The organism is Leptotrichia sp. oral taxon 417 (genome assembly GCF_013394865.1).
In the GTDB taxonomy this organism is placed as follows: Bacteria; Fusobacteriota; Fusobacteriia; order Fusobacteriales; family Leptotrichiaceae; genus Leptotrichia; species Leptotrichia wadei_A.
On sequence record NZ_JABXYV010000004.1, the window covers coordinates 13373 to 36696 of the forward strand.

Consider the following 23324-nt stretch of genomic DNA (forward strand, 5'->3'; position numbering starts at 1 on the left):
AAAATAGTTTTAAATTTTTAAAGATTCATAAAGATAAACAAAAATATTCCGTATAATAAATACTCTAAATATTTAATCTTTTTTTTTTCTATCAATGAAAATAATGATGCCTATAAAAATAAGAAATAAAAAATTTATTTTAATATAAATATTTAATAAAATATGATTATGGTATTCATTATTGTATATTTGAAAACATATATTAGTTAAAATAAAAATTTCTAAATATTTCATAATTCACCTCATCAAACTGATATAAATCTAAATGTATATATCTCAAACAAAATAATAATATTTAATATAAAAAATAAATACAATAACAACTTTGAAATTATTAATTTTAATAAATTTTTTAAATTTTTATTTTTTAAATTTTTACTTAAAAATTCATCTAACATTTTTTTAAATACCCAAAACAAAAAATAAAAAACTGTATTTATAAATTTTATTATTAGCCACAATATTATGTTTGTTCCAAAATCAAAATTACGATTTAATACTGAATTAGAATTAATCCAAAATGTAATATCTATAAGCAAAAATATTCGTAAATAATTGTACTCAATAACTTTCTTCATCTATTTAACTCCTAGAATACTTTTTATTTTATTAACTTGCTCATTTCCTGTTAATTTTTTTATACCAGACATATTTTTTTCTAAATTTTCCAATTGTGTGAGACTCAAATTATTATTATGGTAACTTGCTGCCTTTTTGTATATATCATAATTATCTACTATACTTTTTCCAAGAGAACGATTAGCCAGTCGCTGCCTTTGATCATAGAGAGAAGGCATATTATTATAACTTACTTTATTATTTGTAGGATCTTGTGGAGAAGTTCCATATAATGTCCAAAATTTAACATCTGTATCAAGATGTTTTAAACCGTCTCCACTTCCCTTTATTTTATCCCACAAATTAATTGATTTATTTTTTGTCATTATAGTAGCAAGATACGAATATGTATTATATGTTGCTTGATTAACAGGGTCTCCTTTTAATTGTTTTAAATTTTTTGTAGTAATAAGTTCATATCCATCATCCTGTACAAATTTTCTATTTAAATTAGTAAAATTCATATGAATTTCTCCATTTACTATTTTTAAATTATGATAAAGTGCTTCAGTTTCTGGTAATTCTTTTAATATCATTTCTTTATTATTATCTTGTACAATTTTTATATAGGTATTTCCTGATTTTTTAAAAGTACCGATTATTTTTTTTACTCTTAAAGTATTTTTAGCTAAACCAAAATAATAATTCATTTTTTCTCTGTATTCTACATTTTTTACATTAAAATAATCATTCCAATTAACAGATGTTCCAAAAATACTTGTTAATTGTTGGTCTACATATTTTCTTGCTTCATCCCCGCTCATATTAAATTTATAAGACAATCCTGGAATAATACTAGTCGACCCAACATCTGCAAATTCATTTGCTTTATCTCCCACATTCTCACCAAAATCAACATTAGAATAATCTTTCCCATCCGAATGAATACTAATAGGTGTATTGTCATCCTTGTATTTTTCAACAAAATATTCGTTTGAAGCTCTTCCTGTACTTTCAAGCCCTTTTTCATCTGTTCCTGTCTTTCTCTGTCTGCCTTCAACTTTTCCTATTACGTGGCTTCCCTCTTCAACTATTGTTCCGATAAGTCCAGCCTTTGTTGCATTCTTCGGATCTTCTCCATTGATTATTATTGTCTTGATTTTCTTTCCATTCTCATCACGTACATAAGCCGTTCCTGTTTTTGGCTTGTCATTTTCATCTAATAATTGTGGAGAGTTTTTAGGATCTGAGAATATGATGTTTATATCGTATCCTAAATCTTTATAGGCATCCTTAAAAACATCTGCTATTTCAGTGCCTACTGTCTTGCCTATTAATCTTTGGCTCGTTATGTTGTCAATAGTTTTACTCAACCTTACTTCTGATAACTGTCCAAAGAAGTTTCTATTGTCGTCTCCCATATCGTGAATTGATTTATCAATTGCCCACTTTATATCACTTATTTCCTCTTTGGCTTTCCCAATATCCTCTTTCAGTTTACCAGGATTAGTAGCATACTCAATAGTCTGGCTCTCAACATTGATTTTAGTCGAATATTGTTTATCTTTCGTAACTTCATTTGCTCTTGTAATATCCCTATTTATTGGACTTCCCTCAGCTCCTGCTATCTCAACATCTCCGACTACTGTATTTCTTGTGATTCCTTGCTTGTCCCTGCTGTCCTGATTAAATCCAACATTTGTAATTTTTGGTTCTTCTGTTGAAATTCCAAGCGATCCGCCTGTTGTCTTCATCGTGTCGTGATTCTGAATATCTTTTCCAACATAGGTGTCAATCTTGAATGTGGAGTTTCCTTCCTTGCCAACTACAGCTCCTGTATTTTCAAGCGTTCCTACGTGAAGATTACTTCCTTCTCCGATAATGAATGTGCTTTGGTTGTCTACGAATGCTCTATCTCCATTAGTTCTGCTTCCATTTATGTTTACAGAGCTTGGTACTCCATTTGCACTTATTCCAAGACTCATTCCGCTTGAACTTCCAGTTGTTGTGCTTGTATTCTGTCTGCTTTCTACAACCAGTTTACCGATATTACCTGTAACTTTTCCACCTTCCTGATTAAAGCCATTTAATACCATTGAACCTGTGTTGTTGTGAACTTCATTTACATTCTTGAAGTTTCCGTTTGCATAGACAGTTTCAACTGTATTCTGGTTACTTTGACTAGCTGAAATGCTTCCGCCGTTTCCAGTAGTCTGCAATTTGTGTCCATAGCCAATTGTAGCACCTGCATTTATTCCCCTGCTTGAACTGCTTGATGTATAACTGTTATGAAGTTCCACAGCTTCCTTCTGAATGTTTGCCACATTATTGTAGATGAATGTTCCACCCTGAGCCTGTGTTCCCTGATGAGTTATGTTATTTACATTATTATACGTAATACTTGAATTTTCATCAGCAGGTTTCATAGTTGTCACAACAGCACTTTCTGTGTGTGAATTTGAAGTACTCTTAGATTTAGAGATTCCAGCATTTACTCCAATATTGGCATAAAAATTATTGTTGGCTGAAGCATTTTTTACTCCTTGTTTTCCAACACTTCCATTAGTATCATAGTTTATCTGTCTTGTCCCCTGATTGTCTGCGAGCCCCTTAATTGTCCCAGTTGCGGCATTTACCGCTTCCATAGCTCCGCCTGCAGTATCGCCATTCTTAATCTGACTTACAGCTTGGCCAACCTGTTTTGCCCTGTCCAATGCTGGGCTGTTTATTCCCGCTGATATTGTGAAGCCGCTGCTCTTGCTTGAAGTATGTACATCTCTTGTATCAATTCTTGCACCATATTTTACATCGCCATTATTAATTTGAATATTTCCATACTCAAAATTTGTTGCCGTAATTTCCGTTCCGTTATTCAGTACACTTCCATCGCCAATTCTTAAATTTGATTTGGCATTTATTGTATCTTTTTCATCATAGGTGCTGCTTGACTTTCCATAATTTAATGAAGCCGTTCCGTGACTAATTCCTGCACTAAATCCTCTGGATGTATTTTTTTCATAAAAACTGTTGTGCAGCTCTCTCGAATCTGTTGTCAATTTTCCGCCAACAAAGGTATTTTCACCTAAATCAATATTACTTCCGATTCCTGTCAAGTTTCCTTCAATTCTTGCTCCGCTAAGCTGTAAATTTCCTGTGACATTTTCTTCTTCGTGGTTATTGAAATAACTGCTGTCAGAACTCATAAATCCTTTGTTTGTTCTCTTTGATTCACTTTCATAGACATTTACAACTGATTCTACATTTACTTTTCCAATTTGTAAATTTCTTGTATCTCCACCTGCAAAAGTTGAACCTACTAAGTTCATATCTCCAATTCTTCCTGATGTTGCATCTGCAACTATTCCAGCACCTAAATGCGTTGTCTGGCTATATCTTCCAAAATTATCTTCAGAATATCCATTTCTGTCTTCTCCACTTAATTTCAAGGCATCAGCATTTAGCTTATTGACATCCCAGATCATATTCTTTGTTGACAGGATTCCACCAGTTGTAGTGTATTCATTAGCCTTTATATAAGTTGTCCCATTTGAAGATATTTCTCCAAGTGAAGCGATTTCATCATGCCAGCTGCTGTCATATCTTCCGTTATCATATCCTATTCGTCTTTTTGTTGTATCGTTTACTACTTTTCCGTTTTCAGAAATTAGTGCCACAACTTCATTTCCCTTTATTTTTCCACCGATGTTTTCAATATTTCCAACTGCATTTATATAAGTCTGATCTCCTGAAATTTCTGAAAGCAGATTATTAGTTGTTTCATTTCTCACAGTATTTGCTTCAACATAGGTAACTCCACCATTACCCCATTTTGTCCCGTCATTCACAAAATCCTTAGTCTTGACATAAGTTCCATTTATTCCACCAATTCTATTTCTAGTGTCATCGCTTATGCTTTCCCTAGTTCTGCTTGATAAGTAAATTTGCGGTGTCAAAACACTGATTCCATTCACTTCCTTTGAAACATACCAGATAATGTCTTCATTCAGGGCATTTATCTGATCCTGAGTCAATGCCTGACCGACAACAAGACCAAGCCTTGCTTTTTCATCAGCCGCATTATCCATCATTGACTGAATCAATTCCTGATTAGACTTTCCATTTAAAAAACTTGTTCCAAGCTTTTCATTTAAAGCTCTTGTTAGCAATTGATTTTCATAAAAAGCATCCCCTAATCTTTTACTTCTGTCCCAAATTTCCGAATACCCAACTCTTGAAGTGAAGTAGTCGCTTCCATAATATTGACCTAGACTTATGTATTTTGAACGAGTTTCTAGAAGATATTTTGAAGATGGACTCATATTCATCGTAAACATTGCACTGCTTAATAGCGGGTTTACATCAATTGTTCCAGTTTTTTTAATATTTTGAATAACTGAATTATTCCCTGAAATTTGTATTGCCCTGTCAAAGCTATTATTGCTGCTGCCATTAACTTTTGAATTACCGTTAAAGATACTGTTAAATTTATCGACTGCTCCATTTGCAGAAATTCCAACCTGTCCATTATTTGAACTTGTTCCTTTGTTTATCCCAAATGAACTTGATGAAATTAGTGTTTTTCCTATTGCACCACCATTTTCATATTCTTTTCCATTTCCATATTCATTTGGATTTTTAATAATATTCGGAGCATTCACATTTACAACTGAACCTTCAATAATCGAGGGCTGACCTGCTGCATATCCTACCAAGAAATTTTTTGTGTCCATTTTTCTATCATGAAAAATTGTCATATCATAACCATGACTTCTTTTTTCAACATTTATTTCATACAGATCATAACCTTTTTTCAATTTTATTGGTGTTGAAGTATCTATTGTTACAGAATTTTCAAAATTAGCCGCATTTATATTAACTAATCCGCCACCTGAAATTAAACTGTCCTTATTTTTAACATTTCCTGAATTAATTATGATATTTCCAGAAGCAATCATTTTCCCATATTCAGTATTCGCATTACTTTTTAATTTTTCAGTCAATTCTTCGGTTGGAAATAGTGCACTTCCAGTTTTAAAAGTGTCATCATTTCCTAAATCCTGTCCTAATTTACTTCTCAAAAAATCTTCATGTTTAGTAAGTAAATATGTTTTCAATCTCGAATTCTTATTTTTTGCAACAAATTTTTCAAATTCAGCTTTCTGATCATCTATCGCATCTTTGTAATGCCCATGTCCCCAATCATATCCATCATCAATTGCCCATTCATTCTTGATTTCCTGTTCAGTTAATTTTATTCCATCCCAAGTTTCATAATACTTCTCATAATTTCCTAAACCAGTAACTCTTCCAATATTCTGAAAATCATTTGAAGTAACAAAAATATCTCCAGTTGACTGAACAGTTCCAACATTATTAGTGATTTTAGAAGCATTCAGATCCATATTCCCGCCAAGAATCTCACCTTCATCATTCAAAATTTCAGAACCTTTGATTATCAGAGCATTTCCACCATAAATACTTTTATCTTTATTATTCAAGACCTTACTTTTAGCATTCATCTCAAGATAATTGTCAAAAGCGATCAAATCATTGTTAGTAATGCTGTTTCCATTAATTTTACCATCATTTCCAGTAATCATATTGTTGTTTACAACATTCCCACGGCCATCAATAATCACAGCATTTGAAGCCAGTTCCTTATTATTTGTAAAATCATTAGAACTTATTTTAATAAGCCCCGCCCCTGTCGTATTTCCATTGTTTGTAATGTTGTTTCCTGAAATTTCAAGCAAGCTTTCTCCATGCAAATTTCCAACCAGATTTAGATCCTGGTCAGTTGTAAGAACCGTCTTATTCCCTTTTATTGTTCCAGTATTATCAAATTTTTTCGCATTTTGCATAGAAATTTCTCCAGACAAAATCTCTCCAATATTTGTAATACTCGAATTATTTAGCAGTATTTTACCATTTGAAGCCATTTTCCCTGAATTTAAAACTGTCGCATTATTTGAATTTATGCTGTTTACTGCCAGCATTTCTTTTATATTTGTTAAAGTATTTGTCGTTAAATCAATGTCATTTGCTGAAGAAATACTTCCATTATTTTTAGTGTCATTAACTCTTGCCCTAATGTTATTAGCCGATATTTTACCGCTATTTGTGAATTCCAAACCAGTTATATCAAGATTTTTGCCTTCAATATTTCCGTTGTTAATCATCGAATCCGAAGTTGTAATATTCCCATTTGTCGCCAGAACTCCTGAATTTTCAAGTCTTTGCGATGTAACATCACTTCCTGCTGCAATTTTTCCAATATTTTTAACATTCTTAACATCCAATGTTCCATTAGTCAAAATTTTTCCAGAATTATTAACATTACTACCTGAAATTTTCCCAACTGCTGTAATATCTTTAGTATTTTCAATATCCGCCGTCTTCAAATCATTTCCAACTTCAACTTTTCCATCGTTTTTCAAATTATCAGTTTTAAGATTTTTAGAATACATGCTTCCTGAATTTTGGGTATCTTTTCCTGAAATATCCTCATTTACAGCAATCTTTCCAGTATTTCTAATATTTTTTGAAACAGTCAGACTTTTTCCTGATTCTAAATCCCCACCATTTTCAAGTTCTCCTGAAACTGTAATTTTTCTGTTTGCCCTAACTTTTCCTGAAGTTTTTAAATCATTTCCTGATATTGATCCTACAGCCTGAATTTCTCCTGTATTTTTAATATTTCTAGCTTTTACATTCTCATTTGAAGAAATTTTACCATCATTATCCAAATCTTCAGATTCAAAATTTTTAGAAATAATTTTTCCTTTTGAAACCACATTTTTACCAGAAAAATCACCATTTGTCGCTATCTCTTTAGTGTTTCTTACATTTCCTGAAACCTTTATATCTTCTACAGCTTCCAAATCCCCATCATTTTCAAGCTTCCCTGAAACTGTAACTTTTCTATTAGATTTTATGCTTCCTGAAGTTTTCAAATCTTTTGTGGAAATATTTCCAGCAGATGCTATTTTACCAGTATTCGTAACATTTTTAGCCCGAAGATCTTCATTTGTAAAAATTTCTCCATCATTTTTAAGGTCATTCACTCTTAAATTTTTAGAAACTATTTTCCCGCTTGAAACAGCATCTTTTCCTGATAAATTTCCGCCAGCATAAATTTTACCGCTATTTTTAATGTTACTTGAAACCGTAATATCTTTAGCACTCTGTAAAGTCCCGTCATTATTCAAGTCACCTGAAATATCAAGAGCTTCATTTGTTCTAATGCTTCCACTTGAAACCATACTGTCGCTTGATATTTTTCCGACGGCTGAAATTTCTCCAGTATTTTTGAAATATTTTGTTTTCAAATCCGCATTAGTAAAGATTTTTCCATCATTCTGCAAATTACTTGTTGTAAAATTATTTGCAATAATTATACCTGATGAAACTGCATTTTTACTTGACAAATCTCCATTAGTTGAAATATTTCCAAAATTTAAAATATCATTTTTTACAGTTATTTTATCTACAGAAGTCAAGTTACCTGAATTATTTAACTTCCCGTCAATCCCTGTACTTCTAGAAACTTGAATGCTGCCACTGTTTTCCAAGTTTTTAACATTCAAATTCCCACCTGTATTAACAGCTGCCAAAACATTTTTAAAATCATCAGCCTTAAAATTCCCAGCAACATTAATATCGCCTGTATTTAAAAGACTTCCTGTATTAAAATTCCCTTCAGAATATATTTTAGAGTTATTTTGAGTATTCCCATTTAAATTAATATCCCCGGCTGCCTGTGTTTCTCCATTTAGCTTAATGTTTTTAGCATTGATATTAATCCCTTTATCAGAACTGGCAAGTTCAGCCTGATTGTACTCTGTACCATTAATTTCAATACCGTTCCCTTTAATTTTTGCAACATTTATTTTCCCATCTGCTGTAATTTCAAGTTTTTTATCTCTTGAGTAAACAATTCCTCTTGAGTTTACTCCTGCACCCTTATCAGTACTGATTATGCTGATCTGCCCTGCATACATCGAACCCAGTTTGCTCGCATCAATTGCAACAGAATTTATTCCATGCTTTGAAGTAACTGCACCATTTTTATCAACTGTATTTTCTCCAAGAGTTACATCAACCTTGTTTCCAACAAGGCTTCCCTGCAATTCAAGAGCTTTTGCAATTACATTGACATAATCCGTAGTCGATGCGTCAAACCCATTTGAGCCTATTACAACTCTTCCCTTTTCAACATCAATTCCTACGAAGTCCCCATTCTGAAGCTTTACTCTTCCTGTAGTCGGAACAAAATTTCTAATATTAATAGTTCCCGCACCATTTAAGTAAATACCATTTTCATTACTCAAAATCACATTTACCTTCTGACGGCTCAAAGCTTCCAGATACCCTTCAATATCTGAACGGTTAGACCCGTTTACCTGAAGGATTATCAAGTTTGCAGCCTGGTTGGCAGCCAAATTCGGATTAGCATTAATAATCCCGGCAAGATGGCTACGCCCAATGTTATCAGCATTATTAAGCACTTGCCCTTCATGACCGACATTGTAGTCAAGAAACTCGTTAATACTTATTCCACGACCATTCGGAGTAGAAATATTAACGATTGGAGTTCCATTTCGTGACATATCAAGCTTTGTATTATATCTTGAATTAGGGTCAACCTGAAGTCCGTCAGCAAGAATGTTGAAGCTGAACACGTTTAGAAGAAGTGTCACAGTCAGCTTACGCAGTATCTTGTTTTTTTCTTTCATCCATTCATCTCCTTTCGATATTTTTACTCATTAGAAAGTTCATTGAAGATTTATTTTATTTTTTATTATTTTAACATTAATTATATGCAAATGTAAATACTAATTTTAATAAATGAGTTTTTTTCAGAAAATTATTTTAATTTTTATTTAACTAAACAAATTTTATTTAAATTTATAAAATTAAGAATTTTATTCCCTTTTATTTATACCCTTTTTATATATATCTTTTAATTATACATATACTTTTAGAACATTTTTTGAAAAAAATTGATGTGCTTCTAACTATGATAAATATTAGGGTTGATTATTATTGAAAAAATTGTTTTTTATGAATAAAAAGGTCTTTTTGGGAAAATAAAAGGGGCAAAAGGGGAGAATAAAAAGGACATTTTGGGAATTTAAAAGGTCAAAAAGGGAAATTAAAAAGGACGTTTTGGGAGAATAAAAAGGGCAAAAATATTGAAATGTCCGTTTTAATATGGTAAAATAACTATAGAAAATAAATAAAAATGGGAGGACAATTATGGCAAATGAAATTGTTAAGTTTAACAATCAGTTTAATAATGTTGCTCTGAAAGGATTTACAAGTCAGGAACTGAATTTATTAATTACCATTGCTTCCAAACTAAAGGAAAAAAAGGGGGAAAAAGTTACTTTTGATTTCTTTGACTTGAAAAAATATATCAAGCTGAATAAAAATGAAACGACAAAAGAGTTTATAAAAAATGTAATGAACGTCAACAAGAAATTATTAAAAATAAATTTTACATTTTACAATCGGAATAAAATAATCCAATTTGCCTTATTCAAGTCTTTTGTAATTGATACTGATCTTCAGACTTTGGAAGTTTCTGTCAATGATGAATTTCTATTTTTGTTAAATGAATTGACTTCAAACTTTACACGTTTTGAACTAGAAGAATTTGTAAAATTCAAGTCCACTTATACAAAAGAATTTTATCGCAGAATGAAGCAATTTAGACACACTGGAGTCTGGAAAATTTCCATAGATGATTTTAACAGACTTCTAGGAATTTCTGAAAGCTATAAAATATCAGATATTGACAAAAGAGTTTTTCAGCCCATTTTAAATGAACTGGGAGAAAAATATAACTTAAAAATAATAAAAAAATATTCAAAGAAAACAGGACGTGGGAGAAGCAGTGTCAGTGGATTTGAATTTCATTTTAAAAAAGAGAACAGGCAAGTTGCTGAACAGGAAAATCTTGAAGGAATTAAGCAGGCAGGATTTGACATAGAGAAAATTAGAGAGCATAAAATAAAGGAAAAAATACAGAAAGAAGAAAAAAATAGGATAAATAAAGCATCTGATTTTTATTTATACAGAAAAGTTAAGATGTACGACAGTTTTTATGAACAGTACAACTATCTTGAAATTTTGGCATTCAATCAAAAAAATGATAAACTGAACGTAAAAATCAGAAATGTAGATGATGGCTATGTTCAGGACTTTACTTTTGACAGTTTCAAAAATTTTGAAAACTGGTTTAAAAAATACGCCATCTAATTTATTTAAAAATATCATCTAAAAAGCCCATATAACATCCATACAGCTCAAAAAATCAATTTTTGGTATAAAACTATGCCTTAAATGAAAATTTTGGCTTGTAGGGGTTATATGGGTGAATTTGATATAACTAAAATTTTTGTATTAATTATTTGGATGTATAAAAATGAGAGAAAAAATAACCGATGTCTTTTACAACAACGGTCATTTTGAAGTTTTAGTTTATTTTAAAGGAACTAAAATATTTTTAGAAGTTTCATTATCTTCGTTTGTTGAAGATTTTTTTAATTCCTTTAATGCTTCTGAACCAATTATATTAGATTGACTGAAATCTAATGTTTTTTCTAAATTTTCATCAATTTTATCAGCAACAACTTGTCTTGATGAACTTTTTAACTTAATTACTTCATTATTTTTAGCAACTGCATTTAAGCAGCAGATTGTAACTATAGTTCCTAATAATAATTTTTTCATTATACTTTCTCTTTCCATTTAAGAATTATTCAATAATCCTTGAAAAAATTTAATAAATTATTCAAATTTACCATCAATACAATGATGAGTAAATTCATTTTTTTCCTTGATTTTTTTACCAACTTATCTATGTCTGGATTATTAACATTATATGTAGCCTTTCATTTAAAGCTCTTGTAAGCAATTGATTGTACAAAATTTTAGGTACACTTAATTTTTTAAGATATTGATTTTATAAATTTTCAATAAGATAATCATATATCTCATGTGCTTCTTCTTGTAATTCTTGTTCATAATACGCATAGTAATGTTCTGAAATTTTTTTCATTCTATAAGTGTATTTTCCGTCAATTATAAATGTAAAAACTCCTTTATAGGTATTTAAAAATTTATATTCATAAGTATTTAGAAGTTTATAATTTTCTTGTTTTTTTGCACTATTGTACAATTCTTCAAACGCTATTCTTTCATCTTTTGAATCAGTTATTGAAAAAAAACCTATATTTTTTTCTTTATCATATAAATAATAACCATCACTTATTTTCTTCAATATAAAATTTTTAGGTAAAGTAACAGTAAAAACTTCATTATTACCTTTGACTTTAATTTTTATTAATTCTCTTTTCTTTATGGATTCAAAATAATTTTTAACTTTTAAAGGGTTATTTTTTGTAAAAATATTTAATCCATCTACATCTTTTTCTGTTCTATCACGAGTACAACCATATTCAGCACAATAATAAGTCCCCATTGTCCCCAATAAATATGTTCCTGCCGCTGCTGTTGTTAATAAACAGGAATTTAAACAAAAAATGCTTATCAATATTAATAATATAAACTTTAACTTTTTCATATTAATTACCCACTCTTTCTCTCAACTTTTGAATAGTATCATTTATATTTCTATTTGTTGGGAATATGTTATTTTTTCTTTCAAGATTTTGAATTTCTGTTCCACTTCTTTCTAATGAAGGATTTCTAGGATCTATATTTTTCAATTCTTCTTTTAAAACATTGTTTCTTTGTTCTACTAAATCTTTATCGTAATCTGCTCTAGGTATTCGCTGTGTTTTTAGTATGTCTATTACGTTGTTTTGTCTTTGAATATTGATTTCTTTTTGTTTCTCTATTAAATATCTATATATTTCTCTTCCTTCTTTTTTATCTTCCTCTCTTACACCTAAAGCCACATTTTTCCAATGTTCTAATTCATCTAATTGATTTTTATATCCAAAATCTCCATCAAAATATATTCTGTGTCTACTAAATTCTTTATTCAATATTTTTCTCATTTTATTCACATCTACAGTTTTAGTATCATTAGGATATTGTTTTCTATATATATCTTTTATATCTTCATTTTCTATGTACACATATCCTTTCATTCTTGCATCTGTTCCATTTTTCGCATTTATCGTTTCCAATAAAAATAAAGGTGCTTTTACCTGAGCTGTCTGCTCTATATTTCCCATTGCTTCTCCTAGTCCTGGAATCTTTTTTGTAAATTCATGAATATAATGTCCTTTTGTTCCGTTTAACAATGCTTTTCTTTCCTTGTCAAAGTCATTTGAAACATCTATCATTTCTGAAGCAAGTCCAGCTGTTGCTTTACCAAAGAACATTCCTGTCTTTTCACTTGTTACTCCATCGTATAAATTTCCTATTGAACCTATATTTGTATATCCTAAGTGAGATTGTAAGTATGAACCTTTGGCAAATGTTTTATCCATAATTGGACTAGCCATATGACTTAACTTAAAGTTTGGCATTTTTATATCATCTTTTCTTGCCATATTATTTAATGCTCCCTTTAATATAATATTTCCTTGACTGTAGCTTCTTAATTCATAGCTTTGATGTGGATCATTTGTCCTTAGAGCTGTTTCAAATCCCCTTGACACTCCTAAACTAGGTGCATTTTTGCCATCAAAAACTTTTCCAAGTCCTGTTTCAAGTGCATCAGCTACAAATCCTCTTGTTGGATTATAAATTAGAGCCATTTCATATACGCCATCTCCATGTCCATAAGCATATTGTTTTGCAGTATTCATTACTGCTTTTTCTAGTGTTTCATTCATTCCGTTATTAAATACCTTTACTTTTTCTCCTTTTTTTAGTAACTCTTCTGAATCCAATCTGCTTACTTCTTTCAGTTCATAACTAGGTTCACCATTTTTAATAGTAAGAACCAATTTATAAACTTTCTGTTCATCTTCAATAACAAATTTAGGAATTTGTTCTATAAATCCGCCGTGCATTCCTGATGTTGGAATTAATCCTACAGTACCATTTCCATTTTTATCAATAAAATCCTCAACACTTCTTACTGCATCATATGTTGTATTCTTAAATGTGCTTTCATAACTATTCGTCAATGTAATTTTTCCTTTTTCTGGCAAGAATGTATTAACAGCATTTGTTATTGGTTTCCCTACAACATTATCAACTAAATTCCATCCCTTAAATTCATTTACATTATCCAAGAATTTACCGAAAGTTCCAGCATTTTGAGCCAATATCTTGTTAGTTGAGCCCCAATCAGACCTTTCATCATTGTATTCCACTCTTACTGGTTTTACTTCCACACCTTTTGTTATTTCACTTGATGTCTTAATGTCTCTGTGGATTCCGCCAAACACATTTCCTTCGATTGTACCGTTTCCTATTGTTGCCCTTGCAATCTGTTCTCTTTCGTGTCCTTCCACTGTTACTGCTCCATCGTTTTCATATTTTTCATGAGCTTTTTTTCCATTCTTTTGATTGTGCTCTATATCCCTTCTTGCAAGACTTCCCTCAACATTAACAGACATTAAGTCATCATGCCCTTCAATATCCCTTGCCTCTATTTCTTTGGCTCTTACTACAAGGTTGCCTTTATCAATTCCATTTTCCTCATTTGAAATTTTTGCTCCAGTTAATGTCAATTTATTTCCAACATCTACTCTTATGCTGTTTCTTCCAACGATTGAAGTCTGCTCTCCTATCCAGTTCTTAGTTCCACTAGTTACTCCAAGTTGTCCACTGTAGGTTCTTGCACTTCCAACTGTTCCGCCAACATCTCTTTGGTCTGTTTTTTCATAATCCTGCAAACTTGCAATCTCTAAATTTCCTTTAACATTTACTGCTACATCGTTTCCAGAAATATTTGCACCTTTTATCGCTCCATTTTCTATGTTAATATGCAATTTATTTCCTGCGTCAATGGTTGTATTGTTATACGTATATCCTTCAGTTTTTCCTCTGCTTATATTTCCTGAAAGAGAAAATGTCTTATCAAATACACTGTATTCCCCCGATAATCCAAATGAAGCATTTTTACTGTTCATAGATGATTTAGAAGCCTTTATATCAAGATTTTTTGTTTCAATGTTGACATCATTAAACCCTTTAATATCAGTTCCTCTGATTGTTACACTGTTATCACCTTTTAAATTTACACTTCCACCTGCTGTAAGGCTAGTTCTTTCAATTGTTCCATTGCTTCCCCTATTTTCTGAAGCATTCATTGAAGCTTTCGCATAAACTCCTGCTCTTCCGCTTCCTTCTTTTGGTCCTGCAAAATAACTATTTATTCCATTGATTGTATCTTCTCTTCCATCAAGGCTTTCAAGCAAACTTTTTCCAGATAACAAATCTCCCGCAAATGATGTTAAATCACTCAGATGTAAAATTGATTTCATATATCCAAAATTATGTGCAAGCACCTTTTTTTTAGGATTTTTCAAATATTCAAGAGCTCCAGCTTTAAAATACATTCTTCCTATTGAAGTAAATGTATCACTTAAATTATTAAAATTCATATCCACTCCGACTGAAACTCTTGATTCCTTACTCTTGTTCATATATTCAATTTTTCCTTCAGAGTCCGCAATAAATATGTTCTTGGAGTCAAAATTGATGTCCTGTCCACTTGCGGCATCCCCCTCAAAGTAAATATTTTCTCCACTTTTCAGATTAATATTTCCATTTGCAACTAGTGTACTTTCATCAGGTTTTATCTGCTTAGTTGCCGAAGCATCTGATTTTGATTTTGCTTCTATTCCAGCTTCAAATGATAAGTTATGCCCTTTTGCAAAAAATCCTACTTTTGATTCATTTTTTTGATTTTCGCTACTGTAGACTTCATTTCTTGATTTTACAATAATTCCGTTTTTAGCATCTACATTTATATCCTTTCCGGCATCAAAGTCCGAACCGATGATTCCAATGTTTTCTCCCTTGACAACTATGTCTTTTCCAGCCTTTAGCACACTTTCCTTGTTCGTAATGTTCTGGTTCATTTCACTTTCAGAATTGCTCTTGTATAAATGTCCGCCCCTGAACATTCCGCCTTTATATTTGGACGAACTTTCCCCGTATTTTTCATCAAGTCCTGTAACCACGACATTTCCGCCTGCTACCAGTCCTATGCTTTCTGTTGACTGCAGCTCACTTGCACCAATCAAGGTGTCTTTTCCTGATTTGACAACTATATTTCCACCATTTGCAGAAAGGTGCGATGAATTTTGGATAATTTGTGCCATCCCATCAGCTCTTCCTTTATTTCCAATATTAAGTGAACCTATGCTTTTGCTCTTCGATGTCATTGAGCTGCTTGACTGTGAAGTTGTATCGCTTAAGATATTTACATTATTTCCAGCAGTTACCAGTATGTTTCCACCATTTCCAAATTTATCCTTATTTGCCATTACATCTGAAGCTATGACATTTGTATCTTTCTTGGAGTTAAGTAGCACATTGTTTCCAAAAATTTGAGAACCTTGATTATCTTCAACGTAACTATTTTTAGCTTTTCTTTCAGTGCTTAAAAATCCTGAATTAACATGTTTTGATTCCATTGATTCACTATTAACGACGTTTGTAATATTAATATTCTGTGCATTAATATTAACATTTCCAAATGAAGCCACCTGACTTCCTGAAATATTTGTATCCTTTCCTGAAGTCATCATAACTCCATCTGTTCCATTTACAAAAGATTTTAGATGATTTACAAAACCATAACTTCCATAATTATCTTCATCTCTTCCAAATTTTTGTTCCCCAGTTAATTTTAGTGCATTTATATTTATATTTTCACTTGCATTTATTTTTACTGTATTTCCTGAAGTTACAGCTCCTGTCGAAGTATAATTTTTACCTTCAATATACGTATTCCCATTTGAAGAGATTTCTCCAATTGAAGCTACTTCCGTGTATCTGCTCCTATCAAATTCTCCATTATTATATCCTATTTCTCTTGTTGTAGTTTTGTTAACTACATCACCGTTTTGTGAAACTACTGAAACAAGATCTTGTCCATTAATTGATCCACCAATATTTTCAATATTTCCAACAGAATTTATATAAGTTCTATCTCCGGTAATTTCAGAAAGAAGGTTTGTTGTAGTCTCATTTCTCACAGTATTCGCTTCAACATAGGTAACTCCACCATTACCCCATTTTGTCCCATCATTTACAAAATCTTTAGTCTTGACATAAGTTCCATTTATTCCACCAATTCTATTTCTAGTGTCATCGCTTATGCTTTCCCTAGTTCTGCTTGACAAGTAAATTTGCGGTGTCAAAACACTGACTCCATTCACTTCCTTTGAAACATACCAGATAATGTCTTCATTCAAAGCATTTATCTGATCCTGAGTCAATGCTTGACCGACAACAAGACCAAGCCTTGCTTTTTCATCAGCCGCATTATCCATCATTGACTGAATTAATTCCTGATTAGACTTCCCATTCAAAAAACTTGTTCCAAGCTTTTCATTTAAAGCTCTTGTTAGCAATTGATTTTCATAAAAAGCATCTCCTAATCTTTTACTTCTGTCCCAAATTTCCGAATACCCAACTCTTGAAGTGAAGTAGTCGCTTCCATAATATTGACCTAGACTTATGTATTTTGAACGAGTTTCTAGAAGATATTTTGAAGATGGACTCATATTCATCGTAAACATTGCACTGCTTAATAGTGGGTTTACATCAATTGTTCCAGTTTTTTTAATATTTTGAATAACTGAATTATTTCCTGAAATTTGTATTGCCCTGTCAAAACTATTATTGCCGTTGCCATTAACTTTTGAATTACCGTTAAAGATACTGTTAAATTTATCGACTGCCCCATTTGCAGAAATTCCAACCTGTCCATTATTTGAACTTGTCCCTTTATTCACACCAAGTAAAACAGGAGTTAAATTGCTTTGCCTGTTGCTCCGCCATTATTCAGTACTTTTCCGTTTCCTGCTTCAATAGAGTTTTTTATGATATTTGGAGCATTTACATTTACTACAGCCCCTTCAATGATGGAAGGCTGTCCGCTTTCATATCCGATTCCACCATCAACAAGATCCCTATTATAATATGCCCTTAATTTCCATTGGATTCCATGTTTTACTTTCCACTTTTCATAATTTATTTTTTCAACTCCGTCCTTAAGTTTTACAGCATTTCCCAGAGTTACAGAGTTTTCAAAATTTGTTGCATTAATATTAACTAATCCCCCGCCAGAGATTAAGCTGTCCTTATTTTTAACATCTCCTGAATTAATTATGATATTTCCAGAAGCGATCATTTTTCCATATTCCGTAGTTGCATTGCTTTTTATTTTCCCCTTCAACGCTTTTGAGGGATTTCAGGTGTTCCTGTCTGTATCTTTGTGTGAGTCTGCGTCAACTGCTTCAATGTATTTTCATCCTGTGAAAGCAGCAATGACGGTATTTTACTGGATGTATTCTGTCTGTTCTTCAGCTTGTCAATGTATCTTGCTCTAAAGCCTATCCATCTTTTATCTTTGTTTTTAGTAACCGTCTCCATCCTATCATATCAATCCAAGAGTTTTTACCTCATTTTCAGTTAAAATTCTATTATCCCAAGTTTCATAGTATTTTCATAACTTCCAAGATTTGATACTCTTCCAATATTCTGAAAATCATTTGAAGTAACAAAAATATCCCCAGTTGACTGAATAGTTCCAACATTATTAGTGATTTTAGAAGCATTCAGATCCATATTCCCGCCAAGAATTTCACCTTCATCATTCAAAATTTCAGAACCTTTGATTATCAGAGCATTTCCACCATAAATACTTTTATCTTTATTATTTAAGACCTTACTTTTAGCATTCATCTCAAGATAATTGTCAAAAGCGATCAAATCATTGTTAGTAATGCTGTTTCCATTAATTTTACCATCATTTCCAGTAATCATATTGTTGTTTACAACATTCCCACGGCCATCAATAATCACAGCATTTGAAGCCAGTTCCTTATTATTTGTAAAGTCATTAGAACTTATTTTGATAAGCCCCGCCCCTGTCGTATTTCCATTGTTTGTAATGTTGTTTCCTGAAATTTCAAGCAAGCTTTCTCCATGCAAATTTCCAACCAGATTTAGATCCTGGTCAGTTGTAAGAACCGTCTTATTCCCTTTTATTGTTCCAGTATTATCAAATTTTTTCGCATTTTGCATAGAAACTTCTCCAGACAAAATCTCTCCAATATTTGTAATGCTCGAATTATTTAGCAGTATTTTACCGTTTGAAGCCATTTTCCCTGAATTTGAAACTGTCGCATTATTTGAATTTATGTCGTTTGCTGCCAGCATTTCTTTTGTGTTTGTTAAAGTATTTGTCGTTAAATCAATATCATTTGCTGAAGAAATATTCCCATTATTTTTAGTGTCATTAACCCTTGCCCTAATGTTGTCAGCCGATATTTTACCGCTATTTGTGAATTCCAAACCAGTTATATCAAGATTTTTACCCTCAATATTTCCACCGTTAATCATCGAATCTGAAGTCGTAATATTCCCATTTGTCGCCAGAACTCCTGAATTTTCAAGCCTTTGCGATGTAACATCACTTCCTGCTGCAATTTTTCCAATATTTTTAACATTCTTAACATCCAATGTTCCATTAGTCAAAATTTTCCAGAATTATTAACATTACTACCTGAGATTTTCCCAACAGCTGTAATATCTTTAGTATTTTCAATATCCGCCGTTTCAAATCGTTTCCAACTTCAACTTTTCCATCGTTTTTCAAATTATCAGTTTTAAGATTTTTAGAATACATGCTTCCTGAATTTTGGGTATTTTTTCCAGAAATATCCTCATTTACAGCAATCTTTCCAGTATTTCTAATATTTTTTGAAACAGTCAGACTTTTTCCTGATTCTAAATCCCCGCCATTTTCAAGTTCTCCTGAAACTGTAATTTTTCTATTTGCCCTAACTTTTCCTGAAGTTTTTAAATCATTTCCTGATATTGATCCTACAGCCTGAATTTCTCCAGTATTTTTAATATTTCTAGCTTTTACATTTCATTTGAAGAAATTTTACCATCATTATCCAAATCTTCAGATTCAAAATTTTTAGAAATAATTTTCCCTTTTGAAACCACATTCTTACCAGAAAAATCACCATTTGTCGCTATCTCTTTAGTGTTTCTTACATTTCCCGAAACCTTTATATCTTCTACAGCTTCCAAATCCCCATCATTTTCAAGCTTTCCTGAAACTGTAACTTTTCTGTTAGATTTTATGCTTCCTGAAGTTTTCAAATCTTTTGTGGAAATATTTCCAGCAGATGCTATTTTACCAGTATTCGTAACATTTTTAGCCTGAAGATCTTCATTTGTAAAAATTTCTCCATCATTTTTAAGTCATTCACTCTTAAATTTTTAGAAACTATTTTCCCGCTTGAAACAGCATCTTTTCCTGATAAATTTCCGCCAGCATAAATTTTACCGCTATTTTTAATGTTACTTGAAACCGTAATATCTTTAGCGCTCTGTAAAGTCCCGTCATTATTCAAGTCACCTGAAATATCAAGAGCTTCATTTGTTCTAATGCTTCCACTTGAAACCATACTGTCGCTTGATATTTTCCCAACGGCTGAAATTTCTCCAGTATTTTTAAATATTTTGTTTTCAAATCCGCATTAGTAAAGATTTTTCCATCATTCTGCAAATTACTTGTTGTAAAATTATTTGCAACAATTATACCTGATGAAACTGCATTTTTACTTGACAAATCTCCATTAGTTGAAATATTTCCAGAATTTAAAATATCATTTTTTACAGTTATTTTGCCTATAGAAGTCAAGTTGCCTGAATTATTTAACTTCCCGTCAATCCCTGTACTTCTAGAAACTTGAATGCTGCCACTGTTTTCCAATTTTTAACATTCAAATTTCCACCTGTATTAACAGCTGCCAAAACATTTTTAAAATCATCAGCCTTAAAATTCCCACAACATTAATATCGCCTGTATTTAAAAGACTTCCTGTATTAAAATTCCCTTCAGAATATATTTTAGAGCTATTTTGAGTATTCCCATTTAAATTAATATCCCCAGCTGCCTGTGTTTCTCCATTTAGCCTAATATTTTTGCATTGATATTAATCCCTTTATCAGAACTGGCAAGTCAGCCTGATGTACTCTGTACCATTAATTTCAATACCGTTCCCTTTAATTTTGCAACATTTATTTTCCATCTGCTGTAATTTCAAGTTTTTTATCTCTTGAGTAAACAATTCCCTTGAGTTTACTCCTGCACCCTTATCAGTACTGATTATACTGATCTGCCCTGCATACATCGAACCCAGTTTACTTGCATCAATTGCAACAGAATTTATTCCGTGCTTTGAAGTAACTGCACCATTTTTATCAACTGTATTTTCTCCAAGAGTTACATCAACCTTGTTTCCAACAAGGCTTCCCTGCAATTCAAGAGCTTTTGCAATTACATTGACATAATCCGTAGTCGAGGCATCAAATCCGTTTGAGCCTATCACAACTCTTCCCTTTTCAACATCAATTCCTACGAAGTCCCCATTCTGAAGCTTTACTCTTCCTGTAGTCGGAACAAAATTTCTAATATTAATGTTCCCGCACCATTTAAGTAAATACCATTTTCGTTACTCAAAATCACATTTACCTTCTGACGGCTCAAAGCTTCCAGATACCCTTCAATATCCGAACGGTTAGACCCGTTTACCTGAAGGATTATCAAGTTTGCAGCCTGGTTTGGTTTGCAGCCAAATTCGGATTAGCATTAATAATCCCGGCAAGATGGCTACGCCCAATGTTATCAGCATTATTAAGCACTTGCCCTTCATGACCGACATTGTAGTCAAGAAACTCATTAATACTTATTCCACGACCATTCGGAGTAGAAATATTAACGATTGGAGTTCCATTTCGTGACATGTCAAGTTTGTATTGTATCTTGAATTGGATCTAGTTCAAGATTTGCTGCAAAACTATTCATATTCATTGATAACAATAATAAAAATGCGATATTTTTTTTAAAATTTTATTTTCCAAATTTTATCTCCTTTTATATTAATATATTAAAAACTAATTTTCATATTTCCGCTAAAGTATATATCTGCTTTTTAGGATTTAAATAATCTGAATGTGCCATTGGCTTTGCATATCCAAAATCAAAATCAAGATATTTTGTATTAAGTCTTAATCCTGTTGTAATTCCGTTACATACCTCTTGCATATTTTGAATTATCCTTGCTGTATTTTGCCGTTCCATATCCATAACTCAAATATGGTGAAATTATTGCAATTTTTTTATAGGAATATTGTATGAATCTCATTATCAATTTCAACTGCTTTATCCCCTTGTATCGTATCATTCTTGAATCCTCCGACACTTCCTCACCGCCTATTGTCTGTCTTTCGCTTCCGTAAAGCACATCATTTGAATAACTGCTGTAAATATTTGCCCTGTATACGAATTTATTCGTAATAGGCTTATAGTAGCTTACATCAAGAGTATATTTATCAAATTGAGCCTTCGGATTTATATCCAGCTTTCCATTATCCCTTTCTGCTCCAAAAATTTTAAGTCCTCTTTCATATCCTAAATTTACTCCAGAATACCACTAATAGAGATGTCGTTGTATTTAAGCCAACTGTCCCTATTGACAATTTTCTATTAGATAAAACGATTTTTCCAAATAGTTCTGGTTATGCTTCTGTTTTATCCCTGCTTCAAAACTTACTTGCTCTTTTGATTTCTGAACAATATTTTTTCCAAATTTGCTTGTGTAGTCCGACTTGATGAGTACATATCATAAACTGTATTTCCCGAATAGAAACTGCTTTCCTGAATACTTTTACTTGAATTAAGTCTTAAAGTATATGTTCTAAATTTCATCGTATACCAAAATTAAACATATCAAGCCGTCTTTTATATGGCAATGTATCTCCCTTTGAAGGATCATAACCAACTGGACCAATTGGTAAAATTTCTCCGGAGCTAAGTCTTCTATGTTTTTCTTCCAGCTTCTGTCAGGATCTTTTTTAGGAACAGTCATGTATGTGAAATAGAAGTTTCCCAATGCCAAGAGGGCTTCAATATTAAGGTTTATACCTCTTCTCCAAATTCCGTTCTGCTTATCGTCCCCATAGTTGTTAGTTAAAATTCCAACAGTATATTTATTCTTTAATCTGTTTTTTACTTCAATTCTTGAGTAGTTTTCACGGCTTGAAGGAACAATATCCATCTTCATATTATTAGCACCGATAGAGTTAAAATTATCCGTAGCAGTATCCAGATCTCTTATATTCAACACTTTCCCTCTGTTTTTAGGAAACATAAAAAATTCTTTATACTTGTCAAGTCCATTGCCAGAATTAATTCTGACGTCTTCAATCTTCCCTGCGACAACTTTTAAGTTTAAAGTTCCTGTAGTCAAATCATTTTTATCTGAAACTGTCGCAATACTTGTAATATATCCTTTAGAAACTAATTTATTAGTAATTTCAACCAGAATATTTTGAATATCGCTGCTTCCCATTTCCAAATATTCATATTTTTTAAGTATGTTTTTCTTTTCTTTCTTAGAAAGTAGTTTGTCTTTATCTTCAATATCAATTTCATTTATCAAAAACTTTTTAGAATTTTTATCATCAAAGTTGCTATCTTTATCAATTTTTGAAACATCATTAAATCTAGTATTTTCAAATTCTTCTTGACTTTTTTGCTGCTCCATCCTGCTTCTTTCCTGCTCAAGCTGTCTCTG

General features: G+C 31.7%; 16 protein-coding genes and 2 pseudogenes. 1 reads left to right on the forward strand and 17 read right to left on the reverse strand.

The window, feature by feature from the left end; all coding sequences use genetic code 11:
• Window positions 1–578 precede the first annotated feature (578 nt).
• Window positions 579–9293, reverse strand: coding sequence for a filamentous hemagglutinin N-terminal domain-containing protein (locus tag HW276_RS11435; RefSeq protein ID WP_178938600.1), 8715 nt, complete (start codon window positions 9291–9293; stop codon window positions 579–581).
• Between the two features lie 523 nt (window positions 9294–9816).
• Here HW276_RS11435 and HW276_RS11440 point away from each other — a divergent pair.
• Entirely contained in the window at window positions 9817–10821 is a 1005-nt protein-coding gene (locus HW276_RS11440; RefSeq protein WP_178938601.1) for a replication initiation protein, read from the forward strand.
• Between the two features lie 222 nt (window positions 10822–11043).
• On the opposite strand, the gene HW276_RS11445 is transcribed toward HW276_RS11440, so the two are convergent.
• The 16 genes and pseudogenes from HW276_RS11445 to HW276_RS11915 form a co-directional block, all read right to left on the reverse strand.
• Window positions 11044–11295, reverse strand: a complete 252-nt coding sequence (locus tag HW276_RS11445; protein WP_147003365.1) for a hypothetical protein — start codon at window positions 11293–11295, stop codon at window positions 11044–11046.
• 232 nt (window positions 11296–11527) lie between these two features.
• Window positions 11528–12148, reverse strand: a complete 621-nt coding sequence (locus HW276_RS11450) for a hypothetical protein (protein WP_147003364.1) — start codon at window positions 12146–12148, stop codon at window positions 11528–11530.
• A 1-nt stretch (window position 12149) separates the two neighbouring features.
• Entirely contained in the window at window positions 12150–17459 is a 5310-nt protein-coding gene (locus HW276_RS11455; protein WP_178938602.1) for a hemagglutinin repeat-containing protein, read from the reverse strand.
• A 17-nt stretch (window positions 17460–17476) separates the two neighbouring features.
• The gene (locus tag HW276_RS11460; protein ID WP_178938603.1) at window positions 17477–17902 is read right to left on the reverse strand and encodes a hypothetical protein; all 426 of its coding nucleotides are present in this window, start codon (window positions 17900–17902) and stop codon (window positions 17477–17479) included.
• Window positions 17899–18099 (reverse strand): hypothetical protein, encoded by a 201-nt coding sequence (locus tag HW276_RS11465; protein ID WP_178938604.1) that lies wholly within the window; start codon window positions 18097–18099, stop codon window positions 17899–17901. Before HW276_RS11465 ends, HW276_RS11460 begins: the two co-directional genes overlap by 4 nt.
• 39 nt (window positions 18100–18138) lie before the next feature.
• Window positions 18139–19206 (reverse strand): hypothetical protein, encoded by a 1068-nt coding sequence (locus tag HW276_RS11470; protein ID WP_178938605.1) that lies wholly within the window; start codon window positions 19204–19206, stop codon window positions 18139–18141.
• Complete coding sequence (locus tag HW276_RS11475) at window positions 19199–19357, reverse strand: hypothetical protein (RefSeq protein ID WP_178938606.1); 159 nt, start codon at window positions 19355–19357, stop codon at window positions 19199–19201. Before HW276_RS11475 ends, HW276_RS11470 begins: the two co-directional genes overlap by 8 nt.
• 239 nt (window positions 19358–19596) lie before the next feature.
• Window positions 19597–19842 (reverse strand): hypothetical protein, encoded by a 246-nt coding sequence (locus HW276_RS11480; protein ID WP_178938607.1) that lies wholly within the window; start codon window positions 19840–19842, stop codon window positions 19597–19599.
• A 29-nt stretch (window positions 19843–19871) separates the two neighbouring features.
• A complete protein-coding gene (locus HW276_RS11485; protein ID WP_178938608.1) occupies window positions 19872–20150 on the reverse strand; it encodes a hypothetical protein in 279 nt (92 codons plus the stop codon).
• The gene (locus tag HW276_RS11490) at window positions 20093–20458 is read right to left on the reverse strand and encodes a hypothetical protein (protein ID WP_178938609.1); all 366 of its coding nucleotides are present in this window, start codon (window positions 20456–20458) and stop codon (window positions 20093–20095) included. Before HW276_RS11490 ends, HW276_RS11485 begins: the two co-directional genes overlap by 58 nt.
• Before the next feature lie 235 nt (window positions 20459–20693).
• A pseudogene (locus HW276_RS11990) lies at window positions 20694–21295 on the reverse strand (filamentous hemagglutinin N-terminal domain-containing protein).
• Complete coding sequence (locus HW276_RS11505) at window positions 21292–21492, reverse strand: hypothetical protein (RefSeq protein WP_178938612.1); 201 nt, start codon at window positions 21490–21492, stop codon at window positions 21292–21294. Before HW276_RS11505 ends, HW276_RS11990 begins: the two are co-directional and overlap by 4 nt.
• 157 nt (window positions 21493–21649) lie before the next feature.
• Entirely contained in the window at window positions 21650–21793 is a 144-nt protein-coding gene (locus HW276_RS11900; RefSeq protein WP_255460498.1) for a hypothetical protein, read from the reverse strand.
• Window positions 21777–22157 (reverse strand): annotated as a pseudogene (locus HW276_RS11905) (ShlB/FhaC/HecB family hemolysin secretion/activation protein); the annotation flags it as partial. The pseudogene HW276_RS11905 and the gene HW276_RS11900, both read right to left, overlap by 17 nt.
• A gap of 140 nt (window positions 22158–22297) precedes the next feature.
• Complete coding sequence (locus HW276_RS11910; protein WP_255460499.1) at window positions 22298–22456, reverse strand: hypothetical protein; 159 nt, start codon at window positions 22454–22456, stop codon at window positions 22298–22300.
• On the reverse strand, window positions 22446–23324 hold an 879-nt coding region (locus HW276_RS11915), incomplete at its 5' end, for a POTRA domain-containing protein (protein ID WP_304599218.1). The genes HW276_RS11910 and HW276_RS11915, both read right to left, overlap by 11 nt.